This is a genomic window from Streptomyces sp. NPDC088554 (assembly GCF_044752945.1).
Classification (GTDB): Bacteria; Actinomycetota; Actinomycetes; order Streptomycetales; family Streptomycetaceae; genus Streptomyces.
In genome coordinates this window covers 44,962-63,857 of record NZ_JBIVMF010000032.1, presented here as the reverse complement: position 1 = coordinate 63,857, position 18,896 = coordinate 44,962, and the positions used below count along the sequence as shown (strand labels likewise).

Annotated in this window: 14 protein-coding genes, 4 tRNA genes and 2 pseudogenes; 10 read left to right on the top strand and 10 right to left on the bottom strand. The window is 69.2% G+C overall.

Annotated elements, in window-relative coordinates; translation table 11 throughout:
• Positions 1-224: 224 nt before the first annotated feature.
• The 8 genes and pseudogenes from ACIP8W_RS28225 to purM all read left to right on the top strand — a co-directional run bounded on the left by ACIP8W_RS28225 (position 225) and on the right by purM (position 7,377).
• Positions 225-1,109 carry a helix-turn-helix domain-containing protein gene (locus tag ACIP8W_RS28225; protein WP_401957554.1) on the top strand — a complete coding sequence of 295 codons (885 nt, stop codon included), beginning with the start codon at positions 225-227 and terminating at the stop codon, positions 1,107-1,109.
• Positions 1,102-1,290 (top strand): DUF397 domain-containing protein, encoded by a 189-nt coding sequence (locus tag ACIP8W_RS28220; protein ID WP_402205171.1) that lies wholly within the window; start codon positions 1,102-1,104, stop codon positions 1,288-1,290. Before ACIP8W_RS28225 ends, ACIP8W_RS28220 begins: the two co-directional genes overlap by 8 nt.
• An 87-nt stretch (positions 1,291-1,377) precedes the next feature.
• Positions 1,378-1,953: pseudogene (locus ACIP8W_RS28215) on the top strand (protein kinase family protein); the annotation flags it as partial.
• A gap of 39 nt (positions 1,954-1,992) precedes the next feature.
• Positions 1,993-2,286: pseudogene (locus ACIP8W_RS28210) on the top strand (DUF952 domain-containing protein); the annotation flags it as partial.
• A 195-nt stretch (positions 2,287-2,481) separates the two neighbouring features.
• Complete coding sequence (locus ACIP8W_RS28205; protein ID WP_401957563.1) at positions 2,482-3,252, top strand: sterol carrier family protein; 771 nt, start codon at positions 2,482-2,484, stop codon at positions 3,250-3,252.
• A gap of 93 nt (positions 3,253-3,345) precedes the next feature.
• A complete protein-coding gene (locus ACIP8W_RS28200; RefSeq protein WP_402205169.1) occupies positions 3,346-4,533 on the top strand; it encodes an META domain-containing protein in 1,188 nt (395 codons plus the stop codon).
• Between the two features lie 86 nt (positions 4,534-4,619).
• Positions 4,620-6,143, top strand: a complete 1,524-nt coding sequence (gene purF / locus ACIP8W_RS28195; RefSeq protein ID WP_401957547.1) for an amidophosphoribosyltransferase — start codon at positions 4,620-4,622, stop codon at positions 6,141-6,143.
• Between the two features lie 163 nt (positions 6,144-6,306).
• Complete coding sequence (gene purM, locus ACIP8W_RS28190) at positions 6,307-7,377, top strand: phosphoribosylformylglycinamidine cyclo-ligase (protein ID WP_401957544.1); 1,071 nt, start codon at positions 6,307-6,309, stop codon at positions 7,375-7,377.
• Between the two features lie 211 nt (positions 7,378-7,588).
• Here purM and ACIP8W_RS28185 read toward each other — a convergent pair whose 3' ends face one another.
• Entirely contained in the window at positions 7,589-7,840 is a 252-nt protein-coding gene (locus tag ACIP8W_RS28185) for a DUF3073 domain-containing protein (RefSeq protein WP_401957542.1), read from the bottom strand.
• A 300-nt stretch (positions 7,841-8,140) separates the two neighbouring features.
• Positions 8,141-9,232: a Leu/Phe/Val dehydrogenase gene (locus tag ACIP8W_RS28180; RefSeq protein ID WP_401957541.1), complete on the bottom strand. Its 1,092-nt coding sequence runs from the start codon at positions 9,230-9,232 to the stop codon at positions 8,141-8,143.
• A gap of 187 nt (positions 9,233-9,419) precedes the next feature.
• Here ACIP8W_RS28180 and ACIP8W_RS28175 point away from each other — a divergent pair, with 187 nt between their 5' ends.
• Entirely contained in the window at positions 9,420-10,268 is an 849-nt protein-coding gene (locus ACIP8W_RS28175) for a hypothetical protein (protein WP_402205166.1), read from the top strand.
• 551 nt (positions 10,269-10,819) lie between these two features.
• Entirely contained in the window at positions 10,820-11,026 is a 207-nt protein-coding gene (bldC, locus tag ACIP8W_RS28170; protein WP_003949541.1) for a developmental transcriptional regulator BldC, read from the top strand.
• Positions 11,027-11,448: 422 nt separating this feature from the next.
• On the opposite strand, the gene ACIP8W_RS28165 is transcribed toward bldC, so the two are convergent.
• The 8 genes from ACIP8W_RS28165 to ACIP8W_RS28130 form a co-directional block, all read right to left on the bottom strand.
• Entirely contained in the window at positions 11,449-11,649 is a 201-nt protein-coding gene (locus ACIP8W_RS28165; protein WP_401957535.1) for a DUF6274 family protein, read from the bottom strand.
• Between the two features lie 414 nt (positions 11,650-12,063).
• Positions 12,064-12,138 (bottom strand) — tRNA-Asp (locus tag ACIP8W_RS28160).
• Positions 12,139-12,273: 135 nt separating this feature from the next.
• Positions 12,274-16,239: an ATP-dependent RNA helicase HrpA gene (gene hrpA, locus ACIP8W_RS28155; RefSeq protein WP_401957533.1), complete on the bottom strand. Its 3,966-nt coding sequence runs from the start codon at positions 16,237-16,239 to the stop codon at positions 12,274-12,276.
• A 145-nt stretch (positions 16,240-16,384) separates the two neighbouring features.
• A tRNA-Phe gene (locus ACIP8W_RS28150) sits at positions 16,385-16,461 on the bottom strand.
• A gap of 21 nt (positions 16,462-16,482) precedes the next feature.
• Positions 16,483-16,557, bottom strand: a tRNA-Asp gene (locus tag ACIP8W_RS28145).
• Between the two features lie 39 nt (positions 16,558-16,596).
• Positions 16,597-16,669, bottom strand: a tRNA-Glu gene (locus ACIP8W_RS28140).
• 80 nt (positions 16,670-16,749) lie between these two features.
• A complete protein-coding gene (locus ACIP8W_RS28135) occupies positions 16,750-18,414 on the bottom strand; it encodes a metallophosphoesterase (RefSeq protein WP_402205163.1) in 1,665 nt (554 codons plus the stop codon).
• 107 nt (positions 18,415-18,521) lie between these two features.
• Entirely contained in the window at positions 18,522-18,872 is a 351-nt protein-coding gene (locus tag ACIP8W_RS28130) for a metallopeptidase family protein (RefSeq protein ID WP_401957527.1), read from the bottom strand.
• Positions 18,873-18,896 lie beyond the last annotated feature (24 nt).

Below are 18,896 nucleotides of genomic sequence, written 5' to 3'. Positions count from 1 at the left end.
CCCCGGCAGTGGCGATACCGCGCGAGCCCTCACCCGGTTATCCGGGCACAGGGCAGGGCGGTGCACTTCCACCGGGCGGCTCCGCAGTGCGAGCGGTAGAGCACTGAACGTAGCGGCCAGCGTGTGAGCGTACAAGCTCCCGGAGTTAATTCTCCCCGAGAGGGTGATTGTGGGCTGTCGTACGGCTGTTGCAGACTGTGTCCAACACCAGGAGGTGATGTGCGGTGACGCAGCGTCGCGCAAACATGGGGAACCGCGTAACGACGGTTCTGGCACGCCAGTTGGGCAGCCAGCTACTGGCTTTCCGGGAGGCCGTCGGCCTCAACCAGACCCGCGCGGCGGAGGTCCTCAGCGCGCAGACGGCCAAGGTCGGCAAGATGGAGCAGGGCTGGGTGCCGTTCCGCGATCCGGACATCATCGCGCTGTGCAAGCTGTACGGAGTCGACGACGACCAGGTCGTCCAGGGCCTGCTGGGGCTGGCCAAACTGGACCGCGAGCGCCGCAGGGTGAAGGGCTGGTGGAACGTTCTCGACCAGGGGAACCTGCGGGAGTACATCGCGATGGAGGACGTGGCCCTCAAGGTGCGCTGCTGGCAGATCTCGTTGATCCCCGGGCTGTTCCAGACAGCGGAGTACATCCGTGCCATGGCGGTGTCTGCCATCCTGCCCGACGATATTGATGGCATCGAGCGGATCGTTGATGTGCGGCTGAGGCGGCAGGCACGCCTGCACGGTGATCGTGCGCTACAGGTGCACGCGGTCATCTCGGAAGCAGCGCTCCGTCAACTCATGGGCGGATCCGGAGTGATGAAGCGGCAGCTGGCCCAGTTGCGCGAATCGACTGAACTGCCCAACGTTCAAGTCCAAGTGCTGCCCTTCCGGGCAAGTGGCTACCCTGGCAGCGGAGGTCCCTTCAACATCCTCTCGTTTGCTGAAGAGGGTGCGGTGGACGTGGTGCACATGGATGGCCTTGGCTCAACTGCGTGGGTAGAAGGCACGGAGGAGAGCGCAATCTATGCGAGCCTCTTCGCTCGTCTATGTGCGGTCAGCCTGTCGCCTCATGATTCTGCTCAGCTCATCGAGGACATCGGTAAAGAAATGAGTGCGTGACGTGTTCCGCTTCAAGAAGTCCAGCTACAGCGACGCGACCGGCGAGTGCGTAGAGGTAGCCCTCAACGTCCCTCACACCGTCGCTGTCCGTGACTCCAAGCACCCCACCGGCCCGGTTCTCAGCCTCGCCCCCACCGCCTGGGCGGCCTTCGCCAGGGGCGTCCGGGCGGCGGAGTCGTAAGCGGGCTTTTGACGGAGCGGCTCAGGCGTCTCGTGTTGCCCGTTGCGCAGTGAGCGACCGCCGCTGCTGGACGGCCCGCTCGATGAATCGGCGAGCGTCGCGCTGTTCCTGGAGTACATCCCGCAGACGCTGCACCAGTGGCTGGGCGCTCAGCTCACCGCCGGTGACGAGGCCGTCAACCGGGCCTGCGCCATGGTGGAAAGGGAGCTGGAAGCCGGTACGTCGTTCATGAACGGCCGTGAACTCCTGCACTTCGACGCCCACTTCGAGAACATCCTGACCGACGGCCGACGCCTCTACTTCGCGGATTACGGCCTCGCCATCTCCTCCCGGTTCGAACTGTCCCGGGCCGAGGCCGAGTTCTTCGACCGGCACCAGGTCTACGACCGCTGCTACACCCGCACGCATCTGGTGAACTGGCTGGCCACCGCAGTGCACGGGTACGGAACCCACGGGGACGGAAAAGCCGACCGCGACGCGCAGGTGCGCGCGTACGCCCGGGGCGAGCGCCCCACGGGAATCCCGGCGGAGGCCGCGGCGATCCTCACCCGCCACGCGCCGCTCGCCGCGGTGGTCGGGGCCTTCAACCGCGAGCTCCAGAACCGGAGCAGGCGGACCCCGTACCCCCTGGAGGAGATCCGCCGGATCCTGCCGTACGCGTAGCCCCCCCGGGCAGGCTGTGCCCGGCGGTATAACCGGGCCATGATCTATCACACCGTCCCCCTCGCCGACTGGAACGCCTCCCCGGACCGTCCGTACACACCGGGATCCCTCGCGGCGGAGGGCTTCATCCACTGCTCCCCCGACGAGAAGACCACCCTGGCCGTTGTCAACGCCTTCTACCGCGACGCGCCGAGGCCGTTGCTGGCGCTCCTGATCGACCCGGGCAGACTCGCCGCCACGCTGAAGTGGGAGGAGGCGGCGCCCGTACCGCCCCCCGGGGTCCCCGAGGGCACCTCGTTCCCCCACCTGTACGGCCCCCTCAACCGCGATGCCGTCGAACGGGTGTTGGAGATCCAGTGGGACGGGGAGGGCCGGGCGACCGGGCTGGCCGCCGTGGCGTCCATGCCGAAGCCCGCGTCGGAGCCCGCAGGCACGCCCGCGTCGAAGCCCGCAGGCACGCCCGCGTCGAAGCCGACGCCCGCGCCGAAGCCCGCCAGGAAGCGGCCGCGCGTCTACGACTCCGCCACGATCCGGGCCGCCGTTCTGGCGCAGTTCGCGCGGGTACGGGAGGCGATCGGCGCGCTCACGGCCGAGCAGCTGGCGTTGCCGTCCGGGCTCGGGGCGTGGACCGTGCGGGAGCTGGCGGCGCATCTGAGCATGGGCATCGAGTCCGTGAGCCGGTATCTGGAGGAGCCCGAGCGGTCGCAGGCCGCGACGGTGGCCGCCGCCGGGCCGGTGGTCGTGCTGGCGGAGTGGCCGTTCGTGACCGCCCGGTACGCCGGGGACATCGCGGAGGACGTGACGGCGCTCGCCGTGTCCGCGCCGCCCATGGAGCTGCTCGACCGGGCCGCGCACCGGATCGCCGGGTTCCTGTCGGACGCGGACGACGGGCGGCCGCTGCCGACGCGGGTCGGGGCGATGAGCCTGGGGGACTACCTGGTCACCCGGACCGTGGAGCTGATCGTCCATACCGATGATCTGAATCGGGCGCTCGGGCTGTCCATCCCCTTCGAACGGCAGGCGCTCGCCGCCTGTACGCGGCTGCTGGCCGACGCGCTCGCCGTGAAGGTGCCGGGCGGATCGACGGAGGTACGCATCCCGCCGTACGCCGTGGTCCAGTGCGTGGCGGGGCCGAGGCACACCCGGGGTACGCCGCCGAACGTCGTGGAGACGGACCCGCTGACCTGGATCCGGCTGGCCACCGGCCGTACGTCCTGGGACGACGCCGTCGCGGAGGCGCGGGTGAGCGCGAGCGGGGAGCGTGCGGATCTCTCCGCTCTGCTCCCGCTGATGGGCTGACGGACGGCTGGACGGTACGGACGGGCGGGACGCAGGGACGACTGGACGGTACGGAGGACGGAACCGTAGACCGGTGCGCTCCGTCACACCGGCATGCCGAAGCAGCCGATCACCCCAGTCCCCACGGTCTCCCTGGTATCCCGGGCCCCTCTGGGCTCCGGGGCCGCCAGAGCCGCCACGGCCTCAAGGGCCTCCCAGCCTTCCCGCGCCTCCCGCTCATCCAGGGGCCCCCGCATCTCCGTCGTCACCACCGTCACCGCGTTCGCCCTGCTCGCACTGGCCGCCTGCGGTACGGAGTCGAAGTCCGGGGCCGGGGCCGGGGCGGGCGAGGGGACCGAGGTCGGCGCGCGGAGCGCCGGGAGTTCCGTACCGAACGGGTTCACGTTCACGGGCGTCTACTGGGACATCGCCGGCGTGACCGTCGACGGCAAGAGCACCGTCGTACCCGACAAGTCGGATGCCGGGCTGGAGGTCACCGCCGTCAAGAGCGCGGAGCCCGGCACCGGCGCCAAGGGCGCCAAGACCCGGATCAGCGCCCAGGGCGCCTGCAACCACCTCGGCGCGGAGGCCACCGTCGACGGCGACACGATCACCATCGGCCGTACGGAGACCACACAACGTAGCTGTGACGACGCCCTGCTGGCCTTCGACGAGGCCCTCGGCCGCGTCCTCACCGGGAAGCTCCGGGCCACGGTCGGAGAGGCCGGCGGGGAGAGCGGCGAGGGCAGGACCGGCGAGAGCAAGGGCGAGAAGAAGGAGAAGGACGGCCACATCACCCTCATCAACGAGGACGGCGACACCGTCGACCTCGCCCCCGTGGCGCCCACGCCCCTCACCGGCACCACCTGGACCGTGGACTCCCTGGTCGACGGCCCGGGGACCAGCACCTCCCTGCCCGCGGGCACCGCGGGCAGGGCCACCCTCACCTTCAGTGAGGTGAAGGAGACGGAGGCGAAGGAGAGCAAGGACCCGGAGCAGGGCGGGAGCACCGGCACCGGCACCGGCACCGTCGAGGGCTCCCTCGGCTGCAACGCCTTCTCCGGCTCCTTCACCGTCTCGGAGGAGTCCTCCACCCTCACCTTCGGCGCGCTCCGTACGACCAGGAAGATGTGCGCCGAGCCGGAGATGGCCGTGGAGCAGCAGGTGCTGAAGGCGCTGAACGGCACGGCCGAGTATGAATTGGGACACAACACCCTGACCCTCACGGCCACCGGCGACAAGGCCGGGGGCGCCGGTGTGGGCGCTGTCGCGAAGGCCCCCGAGGAGGGTCCGGCGAAGTGATCCGGGCCACTGGTCCGAAGCGGTCCGGGCCACTGGTCCGTATCCCCAATTCGGACCAGTGGTCGATCTCGCCTACACTCGGTGGCGTGCCTCGTGGTGATGGACGACTCAACCACGACCTGCTCCCCGGTGAGAAAGGCCCCCAGGACGCTTGCGGCGTCTTCGGAGTCTGGGCCCCGGGCGAAGAGGTCGCCAAGCTCACCTATTTCGGACTGTATGCCCTGCAGCACCGTGGACAGGAGTCCGCGGGCATCGCAGTGAGCAACGGGTCCAAGATCCTTGTATTCAAGGACATGGGCCTCGTCTCACAGGTCTTCGACGAAACATCCCTCAGCTCCCTCGTGGGTCATATCGCGGTGGGCCACGCCCGCTACTCCACCACCGGAGCCTCGGTGTGGGAGAACGCGCAGCCGACCTTCCGGGCCACCGCCCACGGCTCCATCGCGCTCGGTCACAACGGCAATCTGGTCAATACGGCCCAGCTCGCCGGAATGGTCGCCGATCTGCCCAAGGAGAACGGCCGGACGACCCGTGTCGCCGCCACCAATGACACCGACCTGGTGACGGCCCTGCTGGCCAGCCAGACGGATACCGACGGCAAGCCCCTCACTCTTGAGGAAGCCGCCGCCAAGATCCTGCCCGAGGTCAGGGGTGCCTTCTCGTTCGTCTTCATGGACGAGCACACCCTGTACGCGGCCCGTGACCCGCAGGGCATCCGCCCGCTGGTCCTCGGCCGTCTCGAGCGTGGCTGGGTGGTGGCCTCCGAGGGCGCGGCCCTGGACATCTGCGGCGCCTCGTACGTCCGGGAGATCGAGCCGGGCGAGCTGATCGCCATCGACGAGAACGGGCTGCGCACCCAGCGCTTCGCGGAAGCGAAGCCGAAGGGCTGTGTCTTCGAGTACGTCTATCTGGCCCGTCCCGATACGGACATCGCCGGCCGGAACGTCTATCTGTCCCGGGTCGAGATGGGGCGGAAACTCGCCAAGGAAGCCCCGGTCGAGGCGGACCTCGTCATAGCGACACCCGAGTCCGGCACCCCCGCCGCCATCGGTTACGCGGAGGCCAGCGGCATTCCGTACGGTTCGGGACTCGTCAAGAACGCCTATGTCGGCCGGACCTTCATCCAGCCGTCCCAGACCATCCGCCAGCTGGGTATCCGGCTCAAGCTGAACCCGCTGAAGGAAGTCATCAGAGGCAAGCGCCTGGTGGTCGTCGACGACTCGATCGTCCGCGGCAACACCCAGCGCGCCCTGGTCAAGATGCTCCGCGAGGCGGGCGCCGCCGAGGTCCACATCCGGATCTCGTCGCCGCCGGTGAAGTGGCCCTGCTTCTTCGGTATCGACTTCGCCACCCGCGCGGAGCTGATCGCCAACGGCATGACGGTCGAGGAGATCGGCGTCTCCATGGGCGCGGACTCGCTCTCGTACATCTCCCTGGACGGGATGATCGAGGCGACCACGATCGCCAAGCCGAACCTCTGCCGCGCCTGCTTCGACGGCGAGTACCCGATGGAGCTGCCCGATCCCGAGCTGCTCGGCAAGCAGCTCCTGGAGACCGAGCTGGCGGCCGGTCCGGCCAGCGCCGCCTCCGAGGCGCTCCGCCGCCCGTAGGGCTCCCACGAGATCCACGAAGCGATCGATGAAGCGATCACGAAGCGATCGACGAAGAGATCCCGAAGAGATCCCGAAAAATTCCACTCCCGACGTTCCACTATCGCTCGACCACCGTTCGACGATCGTTCGACGACCGAAGCCGACAAGAAAGTACCCAGCCATGTCCGAAACGACTACTGGTGCCAGCTATGCAGCCGCGGGCGTCGATATCGAAGCCGGTGACCGCGCGGTCGAGCTGATGAAGGAGTGGGTGAAGAAGACCCGGCGCCCCGAGGTTCTCGGTGGCATCGGCGGTTTCGCCGGCCTCTTCGACGCCTCCGCCCTCAAGCGCTACGAGCGTCCGCTGCTCGCCTCCGCCACCGACGGTGTCGGTACGAAGGTCGACCTCGCCCGCAAGATGGGCGTGTACGACACGATCGGCCACGACCTCGTCGGCATGGTCGTCGACGACCTGGTCGTCTGCGGCGCCGAGCCGCTCTTCATGACCGACTACATCTGTGTCGGCAAGGTCCACCCCGAGCGTGTCGCAGCCATCGTCAAGGGCATCGCCGAAGGCTGCGTCCTGGCCGGCTGCGCCCTGATCGGCGGGGAGACCGCCGAGCACCCCGGGCTGCTGGGCGAGGACGACTTCGATGTCGCCGGAGCCGGTACGGGCGTGGTCGAGGCGGACCGGCTGCTGGGCGCGGATCGTATCCGTACGGGTGACGTGGTGATCGCCATGGAGTCCTCCGGGCTTCACTCCAACGGGTACTCACTCGTCCGGCACGTCGTCTTCGACCGGGCCGGCTGGTCGCTGGACCGGGAGGTCGAGGAGTTCGGCCGCACCCTGGGCGAAGAGCTGCTGGAGCCCACGCGGATCTATTCGCTGGACTGTCTGGCGCTCACCAGGACCACCGATGTGCATGCTTTCAGCCATGTCACCGGCGGTGGTCTCGCGGCCAACCTGGCCAGGGTCGTCCCCGACGGACTGCACGCCACGGTGGACCGCTCGACCTGGACGCCCGGCGCGGTGTTCGACGTGGTCGGCAAGGCCGGCCGGGTGGAGCGCCCGGAGCTGGAGAAGACGCTGAACATGGGCGTCGGCATGATCGCCGTCGTCCCGGCGGACGCGGTCGACTCCGCGCTCACCACACTCGCCGACCGGGGCGTGGAGTCCTGGGTCGCGGGCGAGATCACCGAGCGTGGCGACCACACCACGGGCGCGACGATGGTCGGCGACTACGCGAGCTGACCCTTGTCCTCGGGGCGCCCCGAGGACAAGAGAACCTGAGGACAAGAGAGCCCGAAGGCCACGGGACAGCACAGAACCCGGTCCGGACGTACTGCCCGGACCGGGTACATGAGCCAGCGCTATAAAAATATGTCGCTTGAAGAAAGCAAACTGCGTTACGTACGCGAGCTACCGCCGGACGGGCGGTTCATCGCTCGGGGGGATACGGACGTCAAGCGCCGCGGCGCTGCGCCGAGGGTCCGGACTGGTCGTCCTCGTCCTCGTCGTTGTTGTATCGATCCGCGTACTGTGCGTACGGGTCATCTTCCTCGTCGTCGTCCTCGAACGGCTCTGCGTTCGGTGGCTGACTCGAAGGCGATGCGCCCAGCTCATTGGCCAGACGCGACAGGTCTGTCCCGCCGCTGTTGTACTTCAGCTGGCGGGCGACCTTCGTCTGCTTGGCCTTGGCCCGGCCGCGCCCCATGGCTCGACCCCCTCGGTGACGGGGCTCGACGGCCCCAGAGTCTTGACACGCGTTCATGAATCAGAACGAGCTCTCCGTGGAGAGACCCGTCCGTAGGGCTTCAACGGTACCTGCTTCCGTGGCCATACGGTACGCCGCCCGCATGACGCGCCTCGGAGCAGGACCGGGGAGGCGCCCTGTCCTCCCTGGTCAGCTGCGATTTTAACCTCTTCTGGGCGCGCCGACCCGCCGACCGGAGTGAGTCTGGTCTCCCCGGCCGTCCGCGCGCCCTCGACGGGCTCCTCGACGGGTCGCGCCGGATCAGCGGTGGCGGGCTTCCGCCATCCTGTGCTCCGCGATCCGGTCGGCCGCCGCGGCCGGCGGAATGCCATCCTGATTTGCTCGTGCGAAGATTCCGAGTGTGGTGTCGAAGATCTTCGCGGCCTTCGCGCGGCACCGTTCGAAGTCGAACCCGTGCAGCTCGTCGGCGACCTGGATCACCCCGCCCGCGTTCACCACGTAGTCGGGCGCGTACAGGATCCGGCGGTCCGCGAGGTCCTTCTCGACACCCGGGTGGGCGAGCTGGTTGTTGGCCGCTCCGCAGACGATCGAGGCGGTGAGGACCGGCACGGACGCGTCGCTCAGGGCGCCGCCGAGCGCGCAGGGGGCGTAGATGTCCAGGCCCTCGGTGCGGATCAGGGTCTCCGTGTCGGCGACGGCGGTGACCTCCGGGTGCGCGTCGGTGATCCGGCGCACCGGCTCGTCCCGTACATCCGTGATCACGACGCGCGCGCCGTCCTTGAGCAGGTGTTCCACCAGGTGGTGGCCGACCTTGCCGACGCCCGCGATGCCGACCGTACGGCCGCGCAGCGACGGGTCGCCCCACTGGTGCTGCGCGCTGGCCCGCATGCCCTGGAAGACGCCGAAGGCGGTCAGCACGGAGGAGTCGCCCGCGCCGCCGTTCTCGGGCGAGCGGCCGGTCGTCCAGCGGCACTCGCGCGCGACGACATCCATGTCCGCGACGTACGTACCCACATCGCAGGCCGTCACATACCGGCCACCGAGCGAGGCCACGAACCGCCCGTACGCGAGCAGCAGCTCCTCGCTCTTGAGCTGCTCGGGGTCGCCGATGATCACGGCCTTGCCGCCGCCGTGGTCGAGCCCGGCCATGGCGTTCTTGTACGACATGCCCCGGGAGAGGTTCAGCGCGTCGGCGACGGCCTCCTCCTCGGAGGCGTACGGGTAGAAGCGGGTGCCGCCCAGGCCGGGGCCGAGGGCGGTGGAGTGGAGGGCGATGACGGCCTTGAGGCCGCTGGGGCGGTCCTGGCAGAGCACGACCTGCTCGTGGCCGCCCTGCTCCGAGCGGAACAAGGTGTGCAGTACGTCGACCGGCGCGCCGGAGACATCGGTCACGGTGGTGACTCCCAAGTACGAGGCGGCGGTGGGTAACAGCCCCCTCCCGGGGGCCCTGCGCGGGCCTTCCAGGGGGTGGGGGGAGGGACCCGGTTGGGCACGAGAGTAAGTCCTGAGGCGGGTGGGGATCAGCCCCAGTGAAGAGGATCACCCCCTTGGGGGTGACCGGCGTGGGACGATGCGCGGCATGCCTGCGGAGTCTTCTGTGGTTGTCCCTTACGCGTCCTACCTGCGGGTGTACGAGCCGCTGGCGGCCTTTCCCCGGCCCGAGCGGGAGCACTGGCAGCTGTACGCCAAAAGGGGGCGCGTACCGACCGCACAGGACGAACTGAGGCGTTCCCTGGCCGACTTGCTGCCGACCCCGCCGGTGGCCGTCCCGGTCCACGAGAGCGCGGACGCCTTCGTCGCCGTGGTGGACGGCGTGGTCTGCGTCTGCCCGTGGCGCACCCGGCTGCGCGGCTGGCTGGCCCTGGAGGAGCTGCCCAGGACGCTGCCGCCGCCCCTGCTGGACGCGGTCCTGCCGGAGGTGGTGCGCGACCAGGCGACGGCGGACTACGCCCACTGGCGCGACCTCAACCCGGACGCGCGGCCGTGGATCAGGACGGCGCTCTGGCAGGTCCCGGTGCGCTGGTTCACGCTCTTCGCCGACGAGGAGCGGATGTACGAGAGGGCCGGCGCCCCCGGAGGGAAGCCGGCCGCGCTGCGCTACCGGACCCCGATGGCGCAGGCCAGACGGCGGCTCGCCCGCGCGCTGAAGACCCTGCGGGACGCGGCGGGCGACGGGCCGCTGGCCGAGGGGCTGGTGGACGTGGGGCGGTGGCTGGAGGAGTTCCACCCGCGTTCACTGGTCGAACTGGACTACGGCGGCCTGGCGCACGCCCTGCCGGACGCCCTGCTGGCCGAGGACCGCTCGGCGGCCGATGTGGGCGAGGCGCTCGCGGCGCTGCGGGACGGCGACGACGACGCGGCGGGAGAGGCGTACGGGCGGCTCACGGAGCGGTGGCGCGCGGTCCGCGACCGCCAGTTCGCGAACTGAGGCGGAGCGGGCCGCCGCGGTGGCCGGTGGTCGGACTGCGGTGATCTTGGTGCGAGCATGAAACAGACACGGAACAGAATTGAACGAAACTTGTACCGAGCACCAGGGCGTAGGTCCCGATCCGGGCGATTGCCGCCAAGCGTGACGGACCGCACTAACGGGGCTCTTGCGCCCATCGCCCACCCTCGTGTCAAAATAGGACAAGGAGTCCGGGGAGGGTTCCTTCCGTCCAACTATGGGCGGAATGCTCGGCATTGCACTCTATGTGGGGGGTCCAGTGACTCCTGATCGCTCTGTGACTGATCGTATCTGTGACGTGACTGTCCGCTATGGCATGGTCCATCGGCTTCCGCCGCTGATGAACACCTCAGAGGGCAATTCCATCGGTTTGGCCGACGTGGCTGGACGGATGGTGTAGTTGTAGTGCCGAGGACAAGCCGTTCGTCCTATAACCGACTCGGCCCGCGTCCGCCATTTCGGGCAACGCGGGTCAAGGTGCAGAATTTAGAGGAAAGAACCGAGAAGGTTCGGTTCTCCCGAGGAGGCCGCTCATGACCGCTCGCACCCCTGATGCCGAGCCGCTGCTGACCCCGGCTGAGGTTGCCACGATGTTCCGTGTGGACCCGAAGACGGTCACGCGCTGGGCAAAGGCCGGCAAGCTCACGTCCATCCGTACGCTCGGTGGGCATCGCCGGTATCGCGAGGCTGAGGTCCGCGCACTGCTTGCGGGTATTCCGCAGCAGCGCAGCGAGGCCTGAACCACCAAGCAGGGCTCAGTAAGGCTCATTTAGGGCACAACGAACTGGGTTCTACCGGGCCCCCAACCCGGTCGTCCCGACACATAGCTCCATACGACGGGAATCCTGCCCCAACAGGCCCCATGCCCTCGCTTTGCGGGTAAGTCGTCGATCGCGCTGGGCTCCGCCGAGTCCAGCGCGATCTTTTTTTGTGCCCTGTGAAGGTTCTGTCCCGACCCTGTTGAGGCTGTGTGTGGAGGGTCGGCCGGACGCCTCCGGAGAGCCCTGATCGGCAGTGCAATTGCACATATTAAATTGGTGCCGTGTAGGTCAGGTGTAAGAGCTGCACTTTTCCGAACTTCGCTGGTGACTCGCGTCACACCCCGTGAGCGGGGCGCGGGCGGTGTACGGACACCGTGCGGACGCCCCGGGGAGGTCAAGGATCAGGCGTCGGGAGGGGTTTGGTCGTCGTCGGGTGTGCCCGGTAAGTCGACTACCCCATCGGCCGGTACGTATTCCATGGCGAGCCGCTGGAGACGATGGCAGACCTGGCAGTACCCCGTCCGGTGCGGATGGCCCGAGACGGCCGCCAGATGGGCGCGCAGCAACGCGCTGGTCCTGTGTCCCGTAGTCGACGCGGTCACGCACACCACCCCCGGTGCGGCCCCGGCGATATGACGTTCAGGGGGCCTTGGTTCTAGGTATCCCCGGGCGGAGGCGCGCAGTCAAGGCGGCGGGGCCCGCGCGTGGCGAATTTGGTCGCGCCATTACCGCGGTCTTACCTGTTCGGGCAGTACGGAAGCGGCGGAGAAGCGGGAGGGAAGCCAGGCAAGCGGGAGGGAAGAGAGGCAAGCGGGAGGGAAGAGGGGGAAGCGCCGGGGAAGGACGGAGCCCGGCGGCGGGGCGCCCGGCGGCGGAGAGCGGGGCGGCACAGCGGCGGGCCGGGGCGACCGCGTAGGAGCCGAACAGGGCGACCGCGTAACGGCTGAACGGGGCAACCGCCCAACGGCACAACGAAAAAGCCCGCATCCTTTCGGATACGGACTTTCTCTTTACTGCGGTCCTGACGGGATTTGAACCCGCGGCCTCCACCTTGACAGGGTGGCGAGCACTCCAAACTGCTCCACAGGACCAGGTTTCGCGGCCCCTTGGCGGCGGCTGCGAAACGAAACTCTACAGCAGCTCGGAGGGTGCGGTCGAACTGGCGTCGAGAGAGGGCCGGGAAGGGGCTCCGGCGGCGGTCGTGCCGGCCCCCGGGACCGGGCCCGTCACGGCGCCGCCGCGTCGATCGCCTTCACGATCCGCTTGTCCGAGACGGGGTACGCCGTGCCCAGCGCGTGCGCGAAGTAGCTCACCCGCAGCTCCTCGATCATCCAGCGGATGTCCAGGACCTCGCGCGGTACCGGCCGCCCCTGGGGGAGCTGTTCGAGCAGCCAGGCGTACTCGTCCCGCATCTCGTGGACCTTCTCCATCCGCGTGGTGTCGCGCTGGACGGCCGTGGGCATCTGCTGGAGCCGCCGGTCGGCCGCGACCAGATAGCGCATCAGGTCCGGCAGCCTGCGCAGTCCCGTACGGGTGACGAAGCCGGCCGGTACGAGGGCCGTGAGCTGGTCCCTGACGTCCTGGACGTTCCGCACCAGCACCAGACTGCCCGTGGCCTTCAAACGGCGCTCACAGGCCTGCCAGGCGGCCAGGATCTGCTGGACCTGGTCCACGGTACGGACGGTCGCGTCCACGAGGTCGGCGCGGACCTTGTCGTACAGCTTCCGGAACGATTCCTCGTCCCAGGCCGGCCCCCCGTGGTCGGCGATCAGCTTGTCGGCGGCGGCGGTCGCGCAGTCCTCGAAGAGCGCCTGCACCGAGCCGTGCGGATTGCGGGAGAGCGCCAGCTTGTGCTGGTTGGTGAGCTTGTCGGAGGCGAACTTCGCCGGGTTCACCGGGATGTTCAGCAGGATCAGCCGCCGCGTCCCCGCCCACATCGCCTGCTGCTGCTCGGCCTCGGTGTCGAAGAGGCGTACGGCGACGGTGGCGCCCTGGTCGACCAGGGCCGGGTACGCCTTGACGGGCTGGCCGGCGCGCCGGGTCTCGAAGACCCGTACCAGCGTCCCGATCGTCCAGTCGGTCAGCCCCGCGCGCTCGATCGTCTCCCCGCCCGCGCGCTCGGCGGTCGCCGCGGCGGCCTGCGAGAGGGCCTGGCGGGCCTTGGGGCGGAGCCGGAGCTTGAGAGCGTCCAGGTCCTTGTCCTCGGCGATCTTGCGGCGCCGCTCGTCGACGACCCGGAAGGTGATCTTCAGATGGTCCGGGACCCGGGAGAGGTCGAAGTCGTCCGCCGCGACGGGCACGCCCACCATCCGCTGCAACTCCCGCGCCAGCGTCACCGGCAGCGGCTCCTGGAGGGGCACGGCCCGGTCCAGGAAGGCGCCCGCGTAGTTCGGCGCGGGCACGTAGTGGCGGCGTACCGGCTTGGGCAGGGAGCGGATCAGCTCCACGACCACCTCCTCGCGCAGCCCCGGGATCTGCCAGTCGAACCCCTCGGAGGTGACCTGGTTGAGCACCTGGAGAGGGACGTGGACGGTCACGCCGTCCGCGTCCGCACCCGGCTCGAACTGGTACGTCACCCGGAACTTGAGCGGTCCCTGACGCCAGGAGTCCGGATAGTCGTCCTTGGTGACCGACCCGGCCTTCTCGTTGATCAGCATCGACCGTTCGAAGTCGAGCAGCTCCGGCTCGTCCCGGCGCTTCGCCTTCCACCAGGAGTCGAAGTGCGCCCCGGAGACCACCTCGTCGGGCACCCGCTGGTCGTAGAAGTCGTACAGCGTCTCGTCGTCCACGAGGATGTCGCGGCGCCGGGCGCGGTGCTCCAGCTCCTCGACCTCGCCCAGGAGTTTGCGATTGTCATGGAAGAACTGGTGGTGCGTCCGCCAGTCGCCCTCGACCAGCGCGTTGCGGATGAACAGCTCCCGCGACGCCTCGGGATCGATCCGGCCGAAATTCACCTTGCGCTGGGCGACGATGGGGACCCCGTACAGCGTCACCTTCTCGTACGCCACCACCGCCGCCAGATCCTTCTCCCAGTGCGGCTCGCTGTAGGTGCGCTTGAGGAGATGACCGGCGAGCGGCTCGATCCACTCGGGCTCGACCTTCGCGTTGACCCGCGCCCACAGTCGGGAGGTCTCGACCAGCTCGGCGGACATGAGGAAGCGCGGCGGCTTCTTGAAGAGCGCGGATCCGGGGAAGACGGCGAACTTCGCGCTGCGGGCGCCCAGATACTCGTTCTTCGCTGTGGGTTTCCCACCCGCCGCCCCGGCGTCCTTCACGTCCTTCATGCCGATGTGGGACAGCAGCCCCGAGAGCAGCGACACGTGGATGGACTGGTCGCCCGCGTCCTCCTCGTTCAGATGGATGCCCATCTGCTTTGCAACCGTGCGCAGTTGCGAATAGATGTCCTGCCACTCCCTGATCCGCAGGAAGTTCAGATACTCCGACTTGCACATACGGCGGAAGGCCGAGGACGACAACGTCTTCTGCTGCTCCCGTACGTACCGCCAGAGGTTGATGAACGCGAGGAAGTCCGACGTCTCGTCCTTGAAGCGGGCGTGCTGCTGGTCGGCCTGGGCCTGCTTCTCGGCGGGCCGCTCGCGCGGGTCCTGGATGGAGAGCGCGGCGGCGATCACCATCACCTCGCGCGCGCAGCCGTTGCGGTCGGCCTCGATGACCATACGGGCGAGCCGCGGGTCCACCGGGAGCTGCGAGAGCTTGCGGCCGAGCGGGGTCAGCTTCTTTTTCGGATCCTTCTGCGCGGCGGGCGACGAGTCGAACGCGCCCAGCTCCTGGAGCAGCTGGACCCCGTCACGGATGTTCCGGTGGTCCGGCGGGTCGATGAAGGGGAACTTCTCGATGTCGCCGAGGCCGGCCGCCGTCATCTGGAGGATGACCGAGGCGAGGTTCGTCCGGAGGATCTCGGCGTCCGTGAACTCCGGGCGCGCCTCGAAGTCGTCCTCGGCGTACAGCCGGATACAGATCCCGTCCGACGTACGGCCGCAGCGGCCCTTGCGCTGGTTGGCGCTGGCCTGGGAGATCCGCTCGATCGGCAGGCGCTGGACCTTGGTGCGGTGGCTGTAGCGGGAGATCCGGGCGTTGCCCGGGTCGATCACGTACTTGATGCCGGGGACGGTCAGCGAGGTCTCGGCGACATTGGTCGCGAGGACGATCCGGCGCCCGCTGTGCCGCTGGAACACCCGGTTCTGCTCGGCGTGCGAGAGCCGGGCGTAGAGGGGCAGCACCTCGGTGTTCCGGTGCGGGAGCTTCTGGAGCGCCTCGGCGGTGTCGCGGATCTCCCGCTCACCGGAGAGGAAGACCAGGATGTCGCCCGGCTCCTCGTACTGGAGCTCCTCGACGGCGTCGGCGATCGCGGTGATCTGGTCGCGGTCGCCGTCCGAGCCGCCCTCCTCCAGCAGCGGCCGGTAGCGGACCTCCACCGGGTACGTACGGCCGGAGACCTCCACGATGGGCGCGTCCCCGAAGTGGCGCGAGAAGCGCTCCGGGTCGATGGTCGCGGAGGTGATGACGACCTTGAGGTCGGGGCGGCGGGGGAGGAGCTGGGCGAGATAGCCGAGCAGGAAGTCGATGTTGAGGCTGCGCTCGTGGGCCTCGTCGATGATGATCGTGTCGTACGCGAGCAGCTCGCGGTCCGTCTGGACCTCGGCGAGCAGGATGCCGTCGGTCATCAGCTTGATGAACGTCGCGTCCTGGTTCACCTGGTCGGTGAAGCGGACCTTCCAGCCGACCGCCTCGCCCAGCGGGGTGTCCAGCTCGTCCGCGACCCGCTCGGCGACGGTGCGGGCGGCGATCCGGCGGGGCTGGGTGTGCCCGATCATGCCCCGGACGCCACGCCCCAGCTCCAGACAGATCTTGGGGATCTGGGTGGTCTTCCCGGACCCGGTCTCGCCGGCGACGATCACGACCTGGTGGTCGCGTATCGCCTCCAGGATCGTGTCCTTCTTCTGGCTGACGGGCAGCTGTTCGGGGTACGAGACGGCGGGCACCCGCGCCCCCCGGGCCCGGATCCGCTCAGCGGCCTTCCCGGTCTGAACGGCGATCTCGTCCAGCACGGCCTGGCGTGCTTCGGGTTTACGGATGCGCCGTGCGCCTTCGAGACGGCGGCCGAGTCGTTGCGCGTCGCGCAGGGAGACGTCGGCCAGCAGGGTCTGGAGGTCGGCGAAGGAAGTAGACATACCGGAACCAGGATCTCACCCGTGGCTCGGCGGCGGCGACCCGATTTCCGCAGTCGTACGAAAAGACATGCGAACCATGGGCGAGCAGCGTACGAAAAAGCCCCCGACCAGGGATCCCGGTGGGGGCTTCGGTCCTCGCGGACTGTGGTGGCTGGGGCCGGGATCGAACCGGCGACCTATCGCTTTTCAGGCGATCGCTCGTACCAACTGAGCTACCCAGCCACGCAGCCTCGCGGCTGCAAGCGGTCCTGACGGGATTTGAACCCGCGGCCTCCACCTTGACAGGGTGGCGAGCACTCCAAACTGCTCCACAGGACCAAGCAATGTGCGAGCACAAGTCTCGCACACAGTGTTGCGTGCCCCCAACGGGATTCGAACCCGTGCTACCGCCTTGAAAGGGCGGCGTCCTGGGCCACTAGACGATGAGGGCTAAGGGCCCGCCTGGGCGCTTTGCAGCGCGTCGGGGACGTCCGAATCATATGGGATGCGGGGAGCTATCGCCAAAACGGTTTACGGGGAGGGGGTCGGAGCGGGTGCGGGGGCGGCCGGGGAGGGGCTCGTGTCCGCGACCGGAGTCGTGTCCGGCGAGGCGTTCGGGAACGTGCCCGGGGGCGTACTCGGTGACGTACTCGGTGACGGGTCCCCGCCCGGGGTGCCCACCTCCTCCGGGAGGTGGCGGCCGACCTCGGCGGTGGTCAGGCCGAGCCCGCCCAGGGTGATCTCGTCCCACGCCTGGAGGCGCTTGGTCGTACGGTCCAGATAGAGCACCGAGGCGCGCACCTTCTCGGGCTTCTCGTTCTGTACGGCGCGCAGCCCGCCGCCGCCCGTGGAGCCTTCGACCTTCAGCCGGGTGCCGTACGGCAGGACCTCGGTCGCGCGGTGGTGCACATGACCCGACAGGGCGAGCGGGACCAGCCCGTCGGTCTCCCGGGCCGCCACCGGGTTGTGGGCGACGGCGATGTCCACGGGGGTGCCGGCCCGCCGCTGGTCGCGGAGGGCGGAGGCGAAGCGGATGCCCGCCATGCGCTCGGCCGGGTCACCCGGCGCGGCCACCGAGCGGTCGGGGGTGAACTGCGGATCGCCGATGCCCGCCACCCGCAGCCCGGCGACGGTCACGGCGCTGCCCTCGTCCAGGACCCGGACGTTCTTCATGCGCTTCAGATAGTCCTGGGTGAGCCGGGAGTCGTGGTTGCCGCGCACCCAGACGTAGGGCGCGTCCAGGTCGTCCACCGGGTCGAGGAAGGTGTTCTCGGCGGCGGTGCCGTGGTCCATGGTGTCGCCGGAGTCGATGATGACGTCGATCCCGTACTGGTCCACGAGCGAGCCGATGATGTGCCAGGACGCCGGGTTGAGATGGATGTCGGAGACGTGCAGCACCCGGAGGGTGCCCGGGTCCGGCTGGTACGTGGGGAGGGTGGAGGTCGCGTCGTACAGCTTGGTCACATTGGTGACCAGCCGGGCCAGCTCCTTCTGGTAGACGTCGAACTCGGTCACGATCGAGCGCGCGTTGCCGACGACCTGCGGGGCCGAGGAGAGCAGCCCGGAGAAGCGGGGTTCCAGCACCGACTTCGGGTTCCAGGTGACGTACGCGCCGATGCCCGACGCGGCCAGCAGCGCGAGCGCGAGCCCGCCGGCGGTCAGGGCGCGGCGGGGGCGGCGGTAGACGGCGAGCCCGAGGGCGGTCGCGCCGGAGACGACGGCCACGACGGACCGTACGGCCAGCTCGGTGGTGCCGGCCCTCACGTCGTGGCCGACCTCGGTCTGGAGCCCGGCGAAGCGCTCCGGGTGGGCCACGAGCGCCGTGGAGCGGACCGGGTCCAGCTGGTCGACGTCCACGTCGAGGCGGAGCGGCGCGGTGTGGGTGTCCAGCTCCAGGGCGCCCAGCGGCGAGACGTTGATCTTGGTGCCGCCGGTCAGGGACGGCCGCAGGGTCATCCGGGTGTCCATCGGGCCGACCGGGGTGCGGACGCTGCCGACGATCAGCAGCCCGAGCCAGGCGCCCACGACGACGACGGCGATCAGCCCGAGCGCGCGGGTGACGGGGTGCGGGGCGGCGACGAGGGCGCTGGTGGGCGCGGGGCGATGAGGACGGAGGACGGCGCGGAGGGTACGGAAGTAACGGGGAGCGGGACGTGATGCGGGTGATGCGCGCGGTACGTCACGGGCACGGGCCATTGGACCCGTATGCCCGTCGCGGGCGGCGGGCATGCCTGGAGTAGGCCATCGGCGGGGGTACGGGCGGCGGGCCCCGGCGGAGGCCCGGCGGAGGCCCGGCGGGGGGCTCAGCCCCAGCCGAGTTCGTGCAGCCGCTCGTCGTCGATGCCGAAGTGGTGGGCGATCTCGTGCACCACGGTCACGGAGACCTCGTGCACGACGTCCTCCGCGCTCTCGCAGTAGCGCAGCGTCGGCCCCATGTAGATGGAAATGCGGTCGGGCAGGACCCCGGCGTACCACTCGCCCCGGTCGGTGAGCGGGGTCCCCTCGTACAGCCCCAGCAGCTCGGGGTCGGAGGGGTCGGGTTCGTCCTCGACGAAGACGGCGACGTTGTCCATGACCCGGGTCAGCTCCTGGGGGATCTGATCGAGGGCCTGGCTCACCAGCTCTTCGAAGGTCTCGCGTGTCATTTCCAGCACACGGCCATTGTCCAGGAGAAGCGG